15 protein-coding genes are annotated in these 15,191 nt (G+C 64.0%); 14 read left to right on the top strand and 1 reads right to left on the bottom strand.

What is annotated here, in order from left to right:
• Nucleotides 1–75: 75 nt before the first annotated feature.
• The 6 genes from ACODSO_RS02840 to ACODSO_RS02815 are packed head-to-tail and all read left to right on the top strand — an operon-like array spanning nt 76 to nt 6,757.
• Nucleotides 76–1,569, top strand: a complete 1,494-nt coding sequence (locus tag ACODSO_RS02840) for an aldehyde dehydrogenase (protein ID WP_489034879.1) — start codon at nt 76–78, stop codon at nt 1,567–1,569.
• Between the two features lie 40 nt (nt 1,570–1,609).
• A complete protein-coding gene (locus ACODSO_RS02835) occupies nt 1,610–3,004 on the top strand; it encodes an MFS transporter (protein WP_489034877.1) in 1,395 nt (464 codons plus the stop codon).
• Nucleotides 3,001–4,191 carry an FAD binding domain-containing protein gene (locus tag ACODSO_RS02830; RefSeq protein ID WP_489034876.1) on the top strand — a complete coding sequence of 397 codons (1,191 nt, stop codon included), beginning with the start codon at nt 3,001–3,003 and terminating at the stop codon, nt 4,189–4,191. Before ACODSO_RS02835 ends, ACODSO_RS02830 begins: the two co-directional genes overlap by 4 nt.
• A 27-nt stretch (nt 4,192–4,218) precedes the next feature.
• Entirely contained in the window at nt 4,219–4,659 is a 441-nt protein-coding gene (locus ACODSO_RS02825) for a cupin domain-containing protein (protein WP_068378659.1), read from the top strand.
• Complete coding sequence (locus ACODSO_RS02820) at nt 4,656–5,639, top strand: amidohydrolase family protein (RefSeq protein WP_489034875.1); 984 nt, start codon at nt 4,656–4,658, stop codon at nt 5,637–5,639. The genes ACODSO_RS02825 and ACODSO_RS02820 overlap by 4 nt, the downstream gene beginning before the upstream one ends.
• Complete coding sequence (locus ACODSO_RS02815; protein ID WP_489034874.1) at nt 5,636–6,757, top strand: NADH:flavin oxidoreductase/NADH oxidase; 1,122 nt, start codon at nt 5,636–5,638, stop codon at nt 6,755–6,757. Before ACODSO_RS02820 ends, ACODSO_RS02815 begins: the two co-directional genes overlap by 4 nt.
• Nucleotides 6,758–6,836: 79 nt before the next feature.
• On the opposite strand, the gene ACODSO_RS02810 is transcribed toward ACODSO_RS02815, so the two are convergent.
• On the bottom strand, nt 6,837–7,940 hold the full coding sequence (locus ACODSO_RS02810; protein ID WP_489035105.1) for an NADH:flavin oxidoreductase/NADH oxidase: 1,104 nt from the start codon (nt 7,938–7,940) through the stop codon (nt 6,837–6,839).
• A gap of 124 nt (nt 7,941–8,064) precedes the next feature.
• On the opposite strand from ACODSO_RS02810, the gene ACODSO_RS02805 reads away from it, so the two are divergent.
• The 8 genes from ACODSO_RS02805 (at nt 8,065) to ACODSO_RS02770 (ending at nt 15,129) form a co-directional block, all read left to right on the top strand.
• Nucleotides 8,065–9,348 carry a glutamate-5-semialdehyde dehydrogenase gene (locus ACODSO_RS02805; RefSeq protein WP_489034872.1) on the top strand — a complete coding sequence of 428 codons (1,284 nt, stop codon included), beginning with the start codon at nt 8,065–8,067 and terminating at the stop codon, nt 9,346–9,348.
• 35 nt (nt 9,349–9,383) lie between these two features.
• Nucleotides 9,384–10,271, top strand: coding sequence for an AAA family ATPase (locus ACODSO_RS02800; protein WP_068378665.1), 888 nt, complete (start codon nt 9,384–9,386; stop codon nt 10,269–10,271).
• Nucleotide 10,272: 1 nt separating this feature from the next.
• Complete coding sequence (locus ACODSO_RS02795; protein ID WP_489034871.1) at nt 10,273–11,688, top strand: vWA domain-containing protein; 1,416 nt, start codon at nt 10,273–10,275, stop codon at nt 11,686–11,688.
• Between the two features lie 76 nt (nt 11,689–11,764).
• Nucleotides 11,765–12,472 (top strand): nicotinate-nucleotide adenylyltransferase, encoded by a 708-nt coding sequence (nadD, locus tag ACODSO_RS02790; RefSeq protein WP_489035104.1) that lies wholly within the window; start codon nt 11,765–11,767, stop codon nt 12,470–12,472.
• Nucleotides 12,473–12,883 carry a ribosome silencing factor gene (gene rsfS, locus ACODSO_RS02785; protein WP_489034869.1) on the top strand — a complete coding sequence of 137 codons (411 nt, stop codon included), beginning with the start codon at nt 12,473–12,475 and terminating at the stop codon, nt 12,881–12,883.
• Complete coding sequence (locus ACODSO_RS02780) at nt 12,871–13,542, top strand: histidine phosphatase family protein (protein WP_489035103.1); 672 nt, start codon at nt 12,871–12,873, stop codon at nt 13,540–13,542. Before rsfS ends, ACODSO_RS02780 begins: the two co-directional genes overlap by 13 nt.
• Nucleotides 13,529–14,299 carry a diglucosylglycerate octanoyltransferase gene (gene octT / locus ACODSO_RS02775; protein WP_489034868.1) on the top strand — a complete coding sequence of 257 codons (771 nt, stop codon included), beginning with the start codon at nt 13,529–13,531 and terminating at the stop codon, nt 14,297–14,299. Before ACODSO_RS02780 ends, octT begins: the two co-directional genes overlap by 14 nt.
• On the top strand, nt 14,296–15,129 hold the full coding sequence (locus tag ACODSO_RS02770; protein WP_489034866.1) for a DegV family protein: 834 nt from the start codon (nt 14,296–14,298) through the stop codon (nt 15,127–15,129). Before octT ends, ACODSO_RS02770 begins: the two co-directional genes overlap by 4 nt.
• The last annotated feature ends 62 nt before the right edge of the window (nt 15,130–15,191 follow it).

Below are 15,191 nucleotides of genomic sequence, written 5' to 3'. Positions count from 1 at the left end.
GTTCCCAGCGGCGATGACCCCGACAGCGACACTTCGCCAGACCGGAACTTCCAGCGAGTACGAAACGAGCGTGACATGACCGAACATTCGATGTACATCGACGGGAAAGACGTACATGCCGCCAGCGGTGCGACGTCGACCGTCGTCAACCCGGCCACGGGCAAACCGATCGCGACGGTGCCCGACGGGAACGGCGTGGACGTGGATGTGGCGGTCGCTGCGGCGCGAATCGCATTCGAGTCGGGTCCGTGGCCGCGTACGAGCCGGACGGAGAGGGCACGGGTTCTACTCCGCGCTGCAGATGCCCTCGAAGCAGCGAGCGAGTCGTTGTTCACCCTCGAGACGCAGAACAACGGCCGGCCCATCACCGAAACGCGTGCCCAGCTGTCCAGGGTGCCGGAGTGGTTTCGGTACAACGCGGGTCTCCTGTCATCGCAGCGTGACTCGGTTCTGCCCAGTGACGGGCCGTACCTGACCTATCAGAAGCGAGCGCCACTCGGTGTCTGCGGAATCATCACCCCGTTCAACCACCCCGCACTCATCCTGGCCCGAAGCCTTTCGGCCGCATTGGCGACCGGGAACACCGTCGTGATCAAGCCTTCGGAGCTCACGCCCCTCACCACTCTCGCGATCGCTCGAATACTCACCGACGCAGGGGTTCCGGCGGGAGTGGTCAACGTGGTCACCGGTGGGCGAGAGGCCGGTATCCGACTGACCGAGCACGAAGATGTCGCGAAGATAACCCTCACCGGTGGAACGGAGGCCGGCCGTTCTGCTGCGGCGGCCACCGCAGTTCGGTTCGCGCGAATCACTGCCGAACTGGGTGGGAAGACTCCGGTCATCGTGTTCGACGACTACGACCCGGTCGCTGCGGCGGAAGGTGCTGCATTCGCCGCGTTCGTGGCCTCGGGACAATCGTGTGTTGCAGGAGCACGATTTCTTGTTCAGCGCGGCAGCTACGACGCGTTCGTCGACGCCCTCGCTCGCCGAGCCGAGTCGATTCGAATCGGTGACCCCGCTGATGTCCGCACGCAGATGGGACCGATGATCAGCGACCGACAGCGCCGGAAGGTACTGGACTACATCGAAATCGGCCGTTCCGAGGGAACAAGGTTGGTTGCGGGTGGAGATGTTCCCGACCTGCCGGGGAGCCTGCGCGACGGCTTCTTCGTTCGGCCTACCGTCCTTGCCGACGCCACCAATTCGATGCGTGTCGCCCAGGAGGAGATTTTCGGACCAGTCGCGGTCGTCGTGCCCTTCGATACGGAGGAGGAGGCGATCGAGATGGCGAACGACAACCCCTTCGGCCTCGGTGCGGGCGTCTGGACGCGCGACATCGGTCGAGCGCACCGCGTCGCCGAGTCCATCGAATCAGGGATGGTCTGGGTCAACGACCACCACCGCCTCGAGCCGTCGTTGCCCTGGGGTGGGGTCAAAGAATCGGGAGCCGGAAAAGACGCGGGCACAGAGTCGTTCGACGACTTCACCTGGATCAAGACGATCGTCGTCCGTACCGCAGACAGTGATGTCGACTGGTACGGATCCGACACACCCGGCCGCCTGAACTGACGGCGCCGGAACATCACTCCTCCTCACGATTGGACATACCGTGACATCGATCGATGAAAAGCCGAGCGCCGATGGTTGGCGCCAGGAAATAACCAGAGTGCAATGGCTCGTCCTGTTCGGGACCACCATGGGCTGGGCGCTCGACGGCTTCGCCGGAAGCCTGTACGCACTGGTGCTGGGGCCGGCGATGACAGAGTTGCTTCCGAACTCCGGAATCAGTGTCGACGCAGGACACATCGGCCTCTACGGCGGTATGACCGTCGCGTTGTTTCTCGCCGGATGGGCGACCGGCGGAATCCTTTTCGGAGTGCTTGCCGACTACTTCGGTCGAGTGCGGGTTCTGTCGATCGGCATTCTGACCTATGCGCTCTTCACCGCGCTCGCAGCGTTCGCCGACACGTGGTGGCAGCTCGGCATACTGCGATTCATCGCCGGCCTCGGCTCAGGAGTGGAAGCCCCCGTGGGTGCCGCCCTGGTAGCAGAAGTATGGAAGAACAAGTACCGTGCTCGGGCCTGCGGAGTGATGATGTCGGGCTACGCAGGTGGATTCTTCATCGCGGCTCTGGCTTACAGCCTGCTCAGTAGCCAAGGCTGGCGATTCATGTTGGTACTGGCCGTCGTACCCGCTTTCCTGGTGTGGTTCCTGCGTAGATATGTTCCAGAACCCGAAGAGATCAAGACCGTCATCGCAACCCGCAAGAAGCGTAAGGGCAGCGCGATGCGGCGACCCGAAGATCAGTTCGTCCTGCGGCGCTTGCTGTCCCCACCGCACCTTCGCGCAACACTGATCTGCACCGCGCTCGCAACCGGGTCGCTGCTGGCGTTCTGGAGCGTCTCCACGTGGTATCCACAGATCATCCGCAACATGGCCTCGGCGGAATCGCTGTCCACCGACATCGCCAACCATCGTGTGGCAATTTCCTCCATGTTGTTCAACGCAGGTGGAATTCTCGGCTACGCCACGTGGGGGTTTCTCGCCGATGCAATCGGTCGACGAAAGTCCTTCATGGTGAGCTTCGTGATCTCGGGTCTGAGCATCGCCTACCTCTTCCCGTTCGAGCACACCTACACGACCTACCTGTTCGTCATCCCGATCGTCGGCTTCGGGTTGTTCGGAGCACTGTCGGGCAACTTCGTGTACGGGCCCGAAATGTTCTCCCCGAGTATGCGAGCAAGCGGAATCGCGTTGGCCAACAGTATCGGTCGCTACATCACTGCGGCCGGACCGCTGGTAGCGGGAGTCATCGCGACTTCGTGGTTCGGCGGCAACCTGGGCATTGCGACGGCCGTTCTCGCGTCCACCGGAGTGATCGCTCTCGTCGGGTTGTACTTCGCGCCGGAAACCCGTGACGCGGCCCTGCCGACCGATCCCGAACACCATGCTCCCGCCGACACCGTGCCGGCACCCACGTCAGTGAAAGGAACGTCGGCATGAACGTTTACGCAGGTTCGAAAGCAGTTGTCGTCGGAGGATCCATCGGCGGACTGACTGCAGCGCTCCTTCTTCGAGACCTCGGCTTCGAGGTCGACGTCTTCGAGCGGACGCCGTCCGATCTGGACGGACGCGGTGGCGGCATCGTTCTCCAGCCCGACACCCTTCGGTGGTTCCGTGAGCGAAGTTCGCAGCGGCCGGAGGACGTGAGCACCACCACCGACTGGGTCCAGTACATCGAGGACGACAATCGGATCGTCGACCGTGATGCCCGGTCGTGGTCGCACACATCCTGGGGCACCTTCTATCGGGCGTTGCTGGCGGACTTCGGACGCGAGCGCTACCACCTCGGTGAATTCGCCTGCGGTTTCGATCAGGACGAGGACTCGGTCACCGTTCGATTCGTCAGCGGCACACAGGTCCATGCAGATCTGGTCGTGATCGCCGATGGGGTCACATCTGCCAACCGCTCACGAATCGACCCCGATGTGACGCTCGAGTATTCGGGGTACATCGGGTGGCGGGGCACGGTGGACGAAGCCATGTTGACATCGGAGACGGCCCAGCTGCTGCACAACTCGATCACCTACAACATCGTGCAGAACTCGCAAATCACGATGTACCCCATTCCAAGCGCGCGAGGAACTGCTGTCGGCGATCGGTTGATGAACTACGTCTGGTATCGCAACGTTCCGGAAGGCCCCGATCTCGATGAGATGCTCACCGACAAGCGAGGGTTTCAGGGAAAGGTGTCCGTCCATCCCCACCAGGTCCAGGATCGGTACGTCGAGGAGATGCGCGATGCCGCGTCGAGGCTGCTCGCACCTGCCGCTGCCGAGGTCGTCACCTCGACCGAGGCTCCGTTCATTCAGGTCGTGTGGGACTCGCGCGCATCCAAGATGGCCAGTGGACGTGTCGCACTGATCGGGGATGCGGCGTGCGGGGCCAGGCCGCACGCGGCGGCCGGAACCGCCAAGGCAGCAGCTGACGCGTGGGCGCTCAGCGACGCGCTCTCGGCGTCTGCCGGGAACATCGTCGAAGCGCTCGAGAAGTGGGAGCCTGGGCAACTGGAACTGAGCAGCAATCTGTTGGCGAGGGTGAAGGCAATGGGCGAGAGATCGCAATTCACCAACACCTGGACGCCAGGGGACAAGGACCTTCGATTCGGCCTGTACGGGCCCGGTCGCTAGAGACGCGATCGTTAGAAAGGAAATGCGATGACTACCAACAATTTCCTCAGCGACCTGCCATTGGCAGGGACTCTCGTTGCGGAGAACTTCGACGGATGGTCCGACGAACTGCGGGCCGAGTTCGGTGCCCACGAATACGACGGCGAGGTGGGTTCGACTCTGCTGAGCCAGAACGACCGGGTTCGAGTGTGGGAGATTCGGCTTGCGCCCGGTGAGCGCTGGCACGCACACCGTCACGTACTCGACTACTTCTGGACAGCGGTGAACGCCGGCACTTCCCGGCAACACACCTTCGACGGCACTACGCGAGACGTCTCGTACTCCGCGGGTGAAACTCGTCATTTCCACTTCGCTGCGGGCGAGTTTCTACTGCACGACATCGAGAACGTGGGCACCGGCGAGTTGATCTTCACCACGGTCGAGCATCTCGACTCGGACAACGATGCACTTCCGGTGGTGGGATCGTGACCACAGGTCTGTTCGACATCCACGCCCACTGGTTGCCGGAAGAGCTGTTCGGGCTCCCGCCCGGCTCGCCGTTCGGCGCCATGCAAGACCGCGACGGTGAACTCTTCCTGGGGGACATCCCCCTATCCATTCGGACCGAAGCCATGAGCGACGTCACCGCTGTACTGGCCGACATGGACCGGTTCGGAATCGACATTCGTGCACTGTCGCCGCCGCCCTTTGCGTTCGCGACGGCTGCCGACGTTTCTGCGGAGGAGTACACGAGCTCCTACAACGCTGCCCTCACGGAAGTGGTATCGGACTCGGCGGGAAGACTTTCCGGACTTGGAACCGTGCGACTCGACGATCCCGACGCTGCGGATCGTCAGATCCGTACGCTCGCTGCACAGAACGTATTGGTGGGTATCGCAATTCCTCCCATCGTGCGGGGAGGTTCGCTCGATGTCGGTGTGCTGCGTTCGATCGTGCGGTCGGCATCGACTCATCGGATGGCGGTGCTCGTCCATCCGATGCAGCTGCCACAGCCGGAATGGGCCAGCTACTACCTCGCGAACCTCATCGGCAACCCCGTGGAAACGGCTACCGCGGTCGCGTCGAGCATCCTCGGCGGTGTTCTCGAGGAACTGCCGGATCTGCGCCTGTGCTTCGTTCACGGCGGTGGATGCGCTCCATCGCTTCTGGGCCGTTGGGCGCACGCGTGGGAGGCTCGTCCCGACGTGCGCACGGCGAGCGCGACGTCACCGAGAGAGCTGTTTCGTGCGCCCTACTTCGACACGGTCACTCACGATGACGCTGCGCTCGGGTTGCTGCGTGAGCATGCAGCCGAGAGCAGGATCGTGTGCGGTACGGACTATCCGTTCGACATGGCAGAGTCGGACATCGCGACCTTCGTCGACCGGTCCGGACTCGAGCGGTCGGTGCTCGCGGCCAACGCACAGGCGTTCCTCGGCGCCGACATTCGATCGGCCGTGCCGTCGTGACCGGCCTGTTCGACTCGATCACTCTGCGCGATTCGACTATGCAGAACCGAATCTGGATGTCGCCGATGATGCAGTTCGCGGCCGATCCGGAGGGGGAGAGTGCAGGTGCAGCGACCGACTGGCACTTTCAGCACTTCGCGGCTCGCGCGGTCGGCGGTGTGGGACTGGCGATGATCGAGGCGACGGCCGTGACACCAGACGGACGCAGCAGCGAATTCGACCTCGGCCTGTGGAACGATGCGCAGGCGCGCTCGCACCGCCGAATCATCGAGTTCTTGCACGCGCAGGGAACCGCGGTTGGAATTCAACTCGTTCACGCCGGACGCAAGGCGTCGACAGGACGGCCGTGGAATTCAGGCGATTTCGTGGAAAGTAAGTGGCAGACGGTCGCTCCGAGTCCGGAAGCCTTCGGCGAGTTGCCTGAGCCTGTTGCGCTCACGAGACGCCAGATCGGCGACATCGTGGAGTCCTTCGCAGCCAGTGCGAGTCGCGCAGCTGCCGCGGGTTTCGACGTCCTCGAACTTCATGGCGCGCACGGATATCTGATTCATCAGTTTCTGTCGCCATCCTCGAATCGGCGTACCGATGAATACGGAGGATCACTCACCAATCGCATGCGGTTCGCCGTCGAAGTCGTCGATGCGGTTCGGCGAGTGTGGCCTGGCAACCGCCCATTGTTCTTCCGTGTCTCGGCAACCGATTGGCTTGCCGGCGATACGGACGACGCCCGTCCTGGCTGGACGGTGGAGGACACCGTGGCCTTGGCGGACGTGTTGTCCAGCCATGGCGTCGACCTGTTCGACGTCTCGACCGGAGGCATAGTGCCCGACGCGCGCATACCCGTCGGGCCTGGATATCAGGTGCGATTCGCGGCGGAGGTGCGCAGCAGAACCGGAATGCCCACCGCCGCAGTCGGATTGATCACGGACCCAGCGCAGGCGAACTCCATAGTGGAATCGGGACAGGCCGACGCCGTGTTCTTGGCTCGGGAGTTGCTGCGTGATCCGTACTGGGGTCAGCGAGCGGCACGAGAACTCGCCGTGCCGCTGCGGCACCCTCCGAACTACGCACGCGCATTCAGAGATCGAGTGCCGCGACAGCCGGCCACTGTGCACTAGTGCCCTGGCCCCGCCTTCACGAGATCGTGACGGGTGGAGCCGTGGCTTCACCGAGCGTTCGAGGGTTGCCGTCGCTCGCTCAGAACGCCCGCTCGTACTGCGGGGCAACGGCCGGGGTGATCTCTGCTCCGAGTTCCCGTGCTGCACGTCTCGGCCAGTACGGGTCACGGAGAAGTTCTCGGGCGAGCAGCACGGCTACCGCAACACCCGACGAGACGATCTCCTCTGCCTGCTTGGGCTCGGTGATCATTCCGACCGCCGCAGCAGGAACCGTCGTCTCGTTCTGGATCCGTTGGGCGAACGGAACTTGATACCCAGGTCCGACAGGAATCTTCGCTCGAACATTTCCACCGGTGGACACGTCGATCAGATCGACGCCGTGATCTTCGAGAAGCTGAACCAGCGCGACCGTCTGGTCGGCTGTCCAACTCGGTGCGTCGAGACCCTCGATGTCCTCGTCCAGCCAATCCGTCGCCGATACGCGGACGAACAGTGGGAGTTCGGCCGGCCAGACCTTCCGGACAGCGTCGACGATCTCGATGAGAAGACGAGTCCGGCCCGTGAAATCGCCGCCGTACTCGTCGGTGCGCTGATTGCTTGCGGGGGAGAGGAACTGGTGAACGAGGTAACCATGTGCTGCGTGGATCTCGACGACCTTGAAGCCGGCACGCAACGAGCGCTCTGCCGCAGCGACGAAATCGCGCACGATCTGCTCGATGTCGTCTCTGGTCGCTTCCCGTGGCGTCGCGTAGTCACCGAAGGCGACCGCAGACGGGCCGACGGTTTCCCAGCCGAGCGGCTCGGTGGCCGGAATGGACTTTCCGCCTACCCACGGAGCCGAGGTCGACGCCTTACGTCCGGCATGCGCGAGTTGAATGCCCGGTACCGATCCGTACGCCTCGATACGCGCAACGATGTCGGCGAACGCCTGTTCCTGAGTGTCGTTCCAGATCCCGAGGTCGGCCGGGCTGATCCGTCCTTCTGGACTCACTGCGGCGGCCTCGGTGAGAATGAGCCCGGCGCCGCCGATCGCACGGCTCACCAGATGTGTTCGGTGCCAATCGTGTGGGGCGCCCACTCCCTCACCCTCGGTGTCTGCGGAGTACTGGCACATCGGCGACATCCACACTCTGTTCGGAAACGTGATGCTGCGCAGAGTCAGGGGTTCGAACAGCGCGGTCAAGAGATCTCCTCTGTCGTCGGAAGTGAAGGTGTCGAATCCAGAAGGGTTCGCTGGCGACAACCACTCGAGCAGTGTCGTCATTCCCGACGAAGGTCGAGACGCGTCGCCGGTTAGTGTGTGAAGCATGACTGCTGTACCCGTGACCACTGATTCGACCTCGCAGCAGGTGGACCAGCGCGAGAAGGTCCATGCCGCTGCCAGGCGCGGCAGAGTTGCGTCGCGTGCTCTTGCGCTGTTGACCGCGGCGGAGAAGAACGCGGCCTTGCATGCTGCTGCGGATGCTCTTCTCGCAGCAGGCCCGCAGGTGCTCGCCGCCAACGAAGCCGACGTCGAGGCTGCGCGCGAGGCTGGAACGGACGAGGGGTTACTCGACAGATTGCGCCTGACCGGGGCGAGGATCGACGGCATCGCCGCGGGGCTCCGGCAGGTCGCGGGACTGCCGGATCCGATCGGAGAGGTAGTTCGCGGGTCGACGCTGCCCAACGGTCTTCAAATCCGTCAACTTCGAGTGCCGCTCGGAGTGGTCGGGATGGTCTACGAAGCACGCCCGAACGTGACGGTCGACGCATTCGGGCTCGCATTCAAGTCCGGCAACGCGGCGTTGCTTCGCGGGTCGAAGTCGGCTGCGCTGTCCAATGCCGCTCTCGTCGATGCGATCCAGCAGTCTCTCGTGGCGAGTGGTCTGCCGCTCGACGCAGTTCAGTTGCTCGACAGTGCCGATCGGTCATCCGTCACACATTTGATCCAGGCACGCGGCCTTGTCGACGTCGTGATCCCGCGGGGTGGCGCCGGACTCATCGACGCGGTCGTTCGTGATGCCACCGTCCCGACGATCGAGACCGGCGTCGGGAATTGCCACATCTACGTCCATTCGGAAGCCGACCTCGAGATGGCCGAGAAGATCATTCTCAACTCCAAGACTCGTCGGGTCAGTGTCTGCAACGCCGCCGAAACGATCCTCGTCGATGCCGCTGTGGCCGAGACAGCGGTGCCACAGCTGTTACAGGCGTTCCAGGCACACAGCGTCGTCGTCCACGGAGACCTGCCAGGCCTGGTGCCCGCCACCGACAAGGATTGGGCGGAGGAGTACTTGTCGCTCGACGTCGCGCTGAAGGTCGTCGACGGAATCGACGATGCAATCGCGCACATCGACGCCTACGGCACCGGGCACACCGAGGCGATCGTGACGGCGGATCTTCGTGCCGCCCGCGAGTTCACCACTCGTGTCGATGCCGCGGCGGTCATGGTCAACGCCTCGACGGCATTCACCGATGGAGAACAGTTCGGTTTCGGAGCCGAAATCGGTATTTCCACGCAGAAGCTCCACGCCCGAGGGCCTATGGGCCTACCCGAACTGACCTCGACGAAGTGGACTGTCTGGGGCGAGGGCCACACACGCGCGGTGTGAGGCATCGAAGTACGTAACTAAAGCAGGAGAAAAACGTGGATCGAGCATTACCGACGACACCGCCGCTGTTCGGCAGCGTCGATGACGTCGTGTCCCGACTTGCCGAGACCGGCTACCTCGCGAACAAGGCCACGGCGACGTCGGTGTTTCTTGCCGATCGGCTCGGTAAGCCGCTGCTCATCGAGGGGCCGGCGGGTGTCGGAAAGACCGAACTGGCCAGAGCCGTCGCCCAGACGGCGGGCGCGGAACTGATTCGGCTGCAGTGCTACGAGGGCGTCGACGAGGCACGTGCCCTGTACGAGTGGAATCACGCCAAGCAAATCCTGCGAATTCAATCGAGTTCCGCAGGACACCAGGACTGGGACTCCACCAAGCTCGATGTGTTCTCGGAGGAATTCCTGCTCGCGAGGCCGTTGTTGCAGGCGATCCGCCGCGAGGATCCCACGGTGTTGCTGATCGACGAGACCGACAAGGCCGACGTCGAGATCGAGGGTTTGCTGCTCGAGGTGCTGAGCGACTTCGCTGTCACCATTCCCGAGCTCGGCACGATCACCGCGACCCGCAAGCCGTTCACGGTTCTGACCTCGAACGCCACTCGCGAACTGTCCGAAGCACTCAAACGTCGCTGCCTGTTCCTGCATCTCGACTTTCCGGATGCCGAACTCGAACGGAGAATTCTGGCCAGTCGGGTGCCGGAGCTGCCGGAGGCAATCGCGGAGCAGCTGGTCCGCACCGTGCGCGTCATGCGTGCAATGCAGCTCAAGAAAGTGCCGTCGGTCGCCGAAACCATCGACTGGGGCCGGACCCTGCTTGCGCTCGGGATGGACACCCTGGACGACGACGCAGTCCGTGCCACGCTGGGAGTGGTGCTCAAGCATCAGTCCGACCAGGACAAGGCCGCAGCCGAGCTCCGGCTGAACTGACATGTTGTCCCCGTACGGATTGTCCGGCCATCTCGTCGACTTCGTCGAGGCGCTTCGGGCGCGCGGCATTGCCGTCGGACCGTCCGAAACGGTCGACGCAGGGCGTGTTCTCGCCGTGCTCGACCTCCTCGATCGCGAAGCCCTTCGCGAAGGACTGGCGTGCTCGCTCCTACGCAGACCGACGCACCGCGACACGTTCGATGCGCTGTTCGACCTGTGGTTTCCGGCGGCAACCGGACAGCGGGAGTCCGGACAGATCGACACTGCACTGCCGAGGATGCCCGACGGCACGATCGACTTCACCGCCCTGCGAGAGCTGATCACCGATCTTCTCGTCGACGGCAGTCCCGATGCACTCGAGCTGACCGAGATGCTGGCCGCGCAGATGGTCGAGGAGCTCGGCCAATACAAGTCGACTAACGGGCCGTCTTTCTCGGCGTATCAGGCATTGCGCGATGTCGCCCCGGATACGTTGCTGAGCAAGATCCTGCAAGGACTACTGGGAAACGCGGAAAACGGTTCGGACCGGTCGTCGGGCGCGTACGAGGACGAGGTCGCCAAGCGTACCGCCGCGCAGCGGATCGCAGATCTGCGCAAGATGGTGGAGAAGGAAACACGCCGCCGCGCCGCAGAGCAGCTCGGCCGTGAACGCGTCGCGAGCTACGGCGTTCCGAAGCTCGCCGAGGACGTCGACTTTCTGCGCGCGTCGGATACCGAGATGGTGGCTCTGCGACGCAGCGTGTCGCCACTGGCGCGACTACTCGCGAGCAGGCTCGCCGCGAGGCGTAAGCGGAGCAGGTCGGGCTCGATCGATCTTCGACGCACACTGCGGAAATCCATGTCCACGGGCGGCGTGCCCATCGACCTGGTGCAGCGTAAACCGAGGAAAGCCCGCCCGGAGCTCGTGGTTCTGTGCGATGTGTCGGGGTCGGTCGCAGGGTTCAGCCACTTCACCCTGCTCCTGGTCCATGCGCTGCGAGAGCAGTTCTCACGCGTTCGCATCTTCGCCTTCATCGACTCCACCGACGAGGTGACGCGATTCTTCGATTCGGGATCCGATCTCGGCGCGGCGATGTCGCGCGTCGTTCGAGAGTCGGAGCTGATCACCTACGACGGGCACTCCGACTATGGAAATGCGTTCGAGACCTTCGACGACAAGTACGCCCAGGCCGTGACTGCGAGGACCTCGGTACTGGTACTCGGCGACGCCCGCACCAACTACCGGGACCCGAAAGTGGCGGCGCTGGCGCGCACGGTTGCGGTGGCCAAGCACGCGTACTGGCTAAACCCGGAACCGAAGGGTCAGTGGGGTTCGGGAGACTCCGCAACCACCGTCTACAGCGACGTCATCAGCATGTACGAGTGCCGTTCCGCCGGGCAGTTGGGCGACATCGTCTCGCGGCTACTGCCGGTGTGATCTGTAGTCCTGGTCCCGCGAAGTAAGCTCGACAATCGTGCAACAACAACCTGTGGCGGTCCGCAAGCTGGGAGTGATGGGCGGAACGTTCGATCCGATCCATCACGGCCACCTCGTCGCCGCCAGCGAGGTCGCCAACACCTTCGGTCTCGACGAGGTCATCTTCGTCCCGACCGGGACGCCTTGGCAGAAGGAGGGCAAGGTCGTCAGCCCGGCCGAGGACCGTTACCTCATGACGGTCATCGCCACCGCGTCCAACCCTCGATTCTCGGTCAGTCGCGTCGATGTCGACCGCGAGAAACTGACGTACACGGTGGACACCCTTCGCGACCTCCGCGAGCAGCACCCGGCCGCCGAGCTGTACTTCATCACCGGCGCGGACGCGCTCGAGAGTATCCTGACCTGGCAGAACTGGGAGGAGCTGTTCGATCTCGCGAAATTCGTCGGGGTGTCGCGGCCGGGCTTCGAACTGGGAGTCGAACATCTCGCCGATCACCTCCAGGACCTACCACCGGACGCGCTGACACTGATCGAGATCCCCGCGCTGGCGATCTCCTCGACCGAATGCAGGCTGCGGGCGAGCGAAAACCGGCCCGTGTGGTACCTCGTCCCCGACGGCGTGGTCCAGTACATCTCCAAGAGAAATCTCTACCGACCGAGAGGCGAACAACGCCTCGACGGCTCCGTCACGATGTCGGAGCCATCGCCACAGAAGATGCACCCGACAGACCAGGCACAACCAGGCTCGACACAATCAGGCTCTACACATGGGGAGATTAGCTAAGTGACTGCAACCGATCAGGCCACCTCCATCGCGCGAATCGCGGCCCTCGCGGCCGACGACAAGCTGGCGACCGACGTCGTGGTCCTCGACGTCTCAGAGCAGTTGGTCATCACCGACTGCTTCGTCATCGCGTCGGCACCCAACGAACGGCAGGTCAGCGCGATCGTCGAGAACATCGAGGACAAGCTGCGCGAGGAGGGCTTCAAGCCGGTCCGCAAGGAAGGGACTCGTGAAGGACGGTGGGCGCTTCTCGACTACATCGACGTCGTCGTCCACGTCCAGCACAACGACGAGCGAAACTTCTACGCGTTGGAGCGCCTGTGGAAGGACTGCCCGAGCATCGAGGTTCCCGGACTCGGCGAGCGGCCTGCTGCTGAAGTAGCGGGCGACTCGGTGGAATCGGAGCAGTGACACCGGTCAAGCGGCAGTTGATTCTGCTGCGGCACGGCCAGACCGAGTACAACGCGACCGAGCGCATGCAGGGTCAACTCGACACCGACCTGACCGAACTGGGCAGAACACAGGCCAAGTCCGCAGCTGAACTGCTTGCGACGCGCTCGCCGATGCGCATCGTGTCCTCGGATCTCCGACGCGCTCTCGACACGGCCACCGCGTTGGGTGACGCGAGCGGGGTTGCCGTCGACGTCGATCAACGGCTTCGTGAAACTCATCTGGGCGACTGGCAAGGTTTGACGCATCACGACGTCGACGACCTCCTGCCCGGCGCACGGTCGGCATGGCGAGCCGACGCCACCGTCGCGCCTCCGGGGGGCGAGAGTCGCGTCGACGTCGCTCGTCGGAGCGTGCCGGTGGTCCGCGAACTGCTCGACTCCGAGATGCAGTGGGGAGCTGACGGTGCGAGCGCGCCGATCGTCCTCGTCGCCCACGGAGGCCTGATCGCCGCATTGAGCGCCGCTCTGCTCGATCTTCCAGTGGATCGGTGGCCCGTGCTCGGTGGACTGTCGAACACCAGCTGGGTACAGCTGAGCAGTCACGGCGAGGGTGACGCGCTCGGCTGGCGTCTCGATGTCTGGAACGCGTCCGCGAGAGTGGCCAGTGACGTCCTCTGACGATTACCAGGTTCGCGCCGTCGACGCCGAGGCACCGCCAGTGCTTCTGGTTGTGGCGGATTCGCTGAGCTATTACGGGCCGAAGGGCGGTCTTCCGGTCGACGATCCGCGCATCTGGCCCAATCTCGTTGCGGCAGAGCTGGGATGGACGGTCGAGCTGGTGGCACGCATCGGCTGGACCAGTCGCGACGCGTGGTGGGCGCTGACGCAGGATCCGCGCGTGTGGGCGGCGATCCCGAAGGCAGGCGCAGTGATCTTCGGTGTCGGCGGGATGGATTCGTTGCCGTCGCCGCTGCCGACGGCGCTCCGGGAACAGATTCGGTACGTCCGTCCGCCGGCTCTCCGCCGGGTTGTGCGTGCCGGATACCAATGGGTACAACCGAGGTTCGCGCATCTCGGCTGGCCGGTGGCGCTGCCGCCGAAGCTGAGCGTCGACTACCTGGAGCAGGCGCGAGCCGCGCTGGCGTATGTTCGACCGGAACTGCCGATCATCGGAACGTTGCCCTCGGTGCATCGTAGCGATGCGTACGGCAAGGTCCATGCCGGCCGACCCGCCGCTGAGAGGGCTCTGCGGCAATGGGGTGCGAAGAGTGGTGTGCCACTGGTCGATCTGGCGGACGCAGTGCGCGAGAACATCTTCTCCGACCAGGCCAACCCCGACGGAATCCACTGGGGTTGGGAGGCTCACGTCGCCGTCGCAGACGCGATGCTTGCCCAACTGAGAACGGTTGTACGCGAAGAGGGGCAGCGCGGGTGACAGTAGCGGTCGTGACCGATTCGTCGGCATGTCTGGGTGCAGAGCTCGCCCACGGCGCGGGGATCACCGTGGCTCCCTTGCATGTGTTCGTCGACGGAATCGACCTACGTGAGGGTCTCGATCCGATCCCGGAGAACTTTGCGGCACATGGTCCTGTCACGACAGCGGGAGCATCGCCGGGGGAGTTGACCGGTCTCTACCGTGACGCGCTGGAACGAAGTGACGGCGCAGGCGTTGTGGCCGTGCACATTTCGCGTGGTCTCTCCAGTACCTGGGAGGCAGCTCGTCAGGCGGCAGCCGGATTGGGTGAGCGAGTCCGCGTGATCGATTCCGCGTCGGCCGGGATGGGCCTCGGCTACGCGGTCCTAGCCGCCGCCCGAGCGGCCGCCCGCGGCGAGAGCATCGACTCCGTATACGACGATGCCGTGGCAGTGGCCCACCGGAGTCGCAGTTTCATCGTGGTGGACCGGCTCGATCACTTGCGCCGGGGAGGTCGTATCGGAGCGGCGGCCGCGCTGGTCGGTACAGCACTGGCCATGAAGCCGGTGCTGCATGTGAGCGAAGGCAAGCTGGTGCTGGGCGAGAAGGCGCGAACGTCGACGAAGGCGCTCGGCAAACTCGTCGACGCCGCCCACCGGGTCGCTGGAAAAGGCAGGGTTGCGCTCACCGTGCACCATATGCAGTGCCCCGAGCGTGCCGACGCTGTCGCTACCCTGTTGGCACGCCGAATTCCCGAGGTCAGCGATCTTTCGGTGGTGCCTTTCGGGGCCGTTCTCGGCGCTCATGTCGGCCCCGGGGCAGTGGGAGTCGTCGTCTGTCCGGAGCGCTGACTCGGCACGGTCGAGCCGCGTTGTCCACAGCCTCGGTGGTTATCCACAGGGCAATCCTCCAG

Source organism: Rhodococcus sp. FG69, assembly GCF_057808915.1.
This window is presented reverse-complemented; position numbering and strand designations above follow the sequence as displayed.

Bases quoted from the DNA above. Each gene is read 5' to 3' on its own strand.
- ACODSO_RS02805 (WP_489034872.1), top strand. From the start codon at position 8,065: ATGACTGCTGTACCCGTGACCACTGATTCGACCTCGCAGCAGGTGGAC.
- nadD (WP_489035104.1), top strand. From the start codon at position 11,765: ATGGGCGGAACGTTCGATCCGATCCATCACGGCCACCTCGTCGCCGCC.
- ACODSO_RS02825 (WP_068378659.1), top strand. From the start codon at position 4,219: ATGACTACCAACAATTTCCTCAGCGACCTGCCATTGGCAGGGACTCTC.
- ACODSO_RS02840 (WP_489034879.1), top strand. From the start codon at position 76: ATGACCGAACATTCGATGTACATCGACGGGAAAGACGTACATGCCGCC.
- ACODSO_RS02795 (WP_489034871.1), top strand. From the start codon at position 10,273: ATGTTGTCCCCGTACGGATTGTCCGGCCATCTCGTCGACTTCGTCGAG.
- ACODSO_RS02830 (WP_489034876.1), top strand. From the start codon at position 3,001: ATGAACGTTTACGCAGGTTCGAAAGCAGTTGTCGTCGGAGGATCCATC.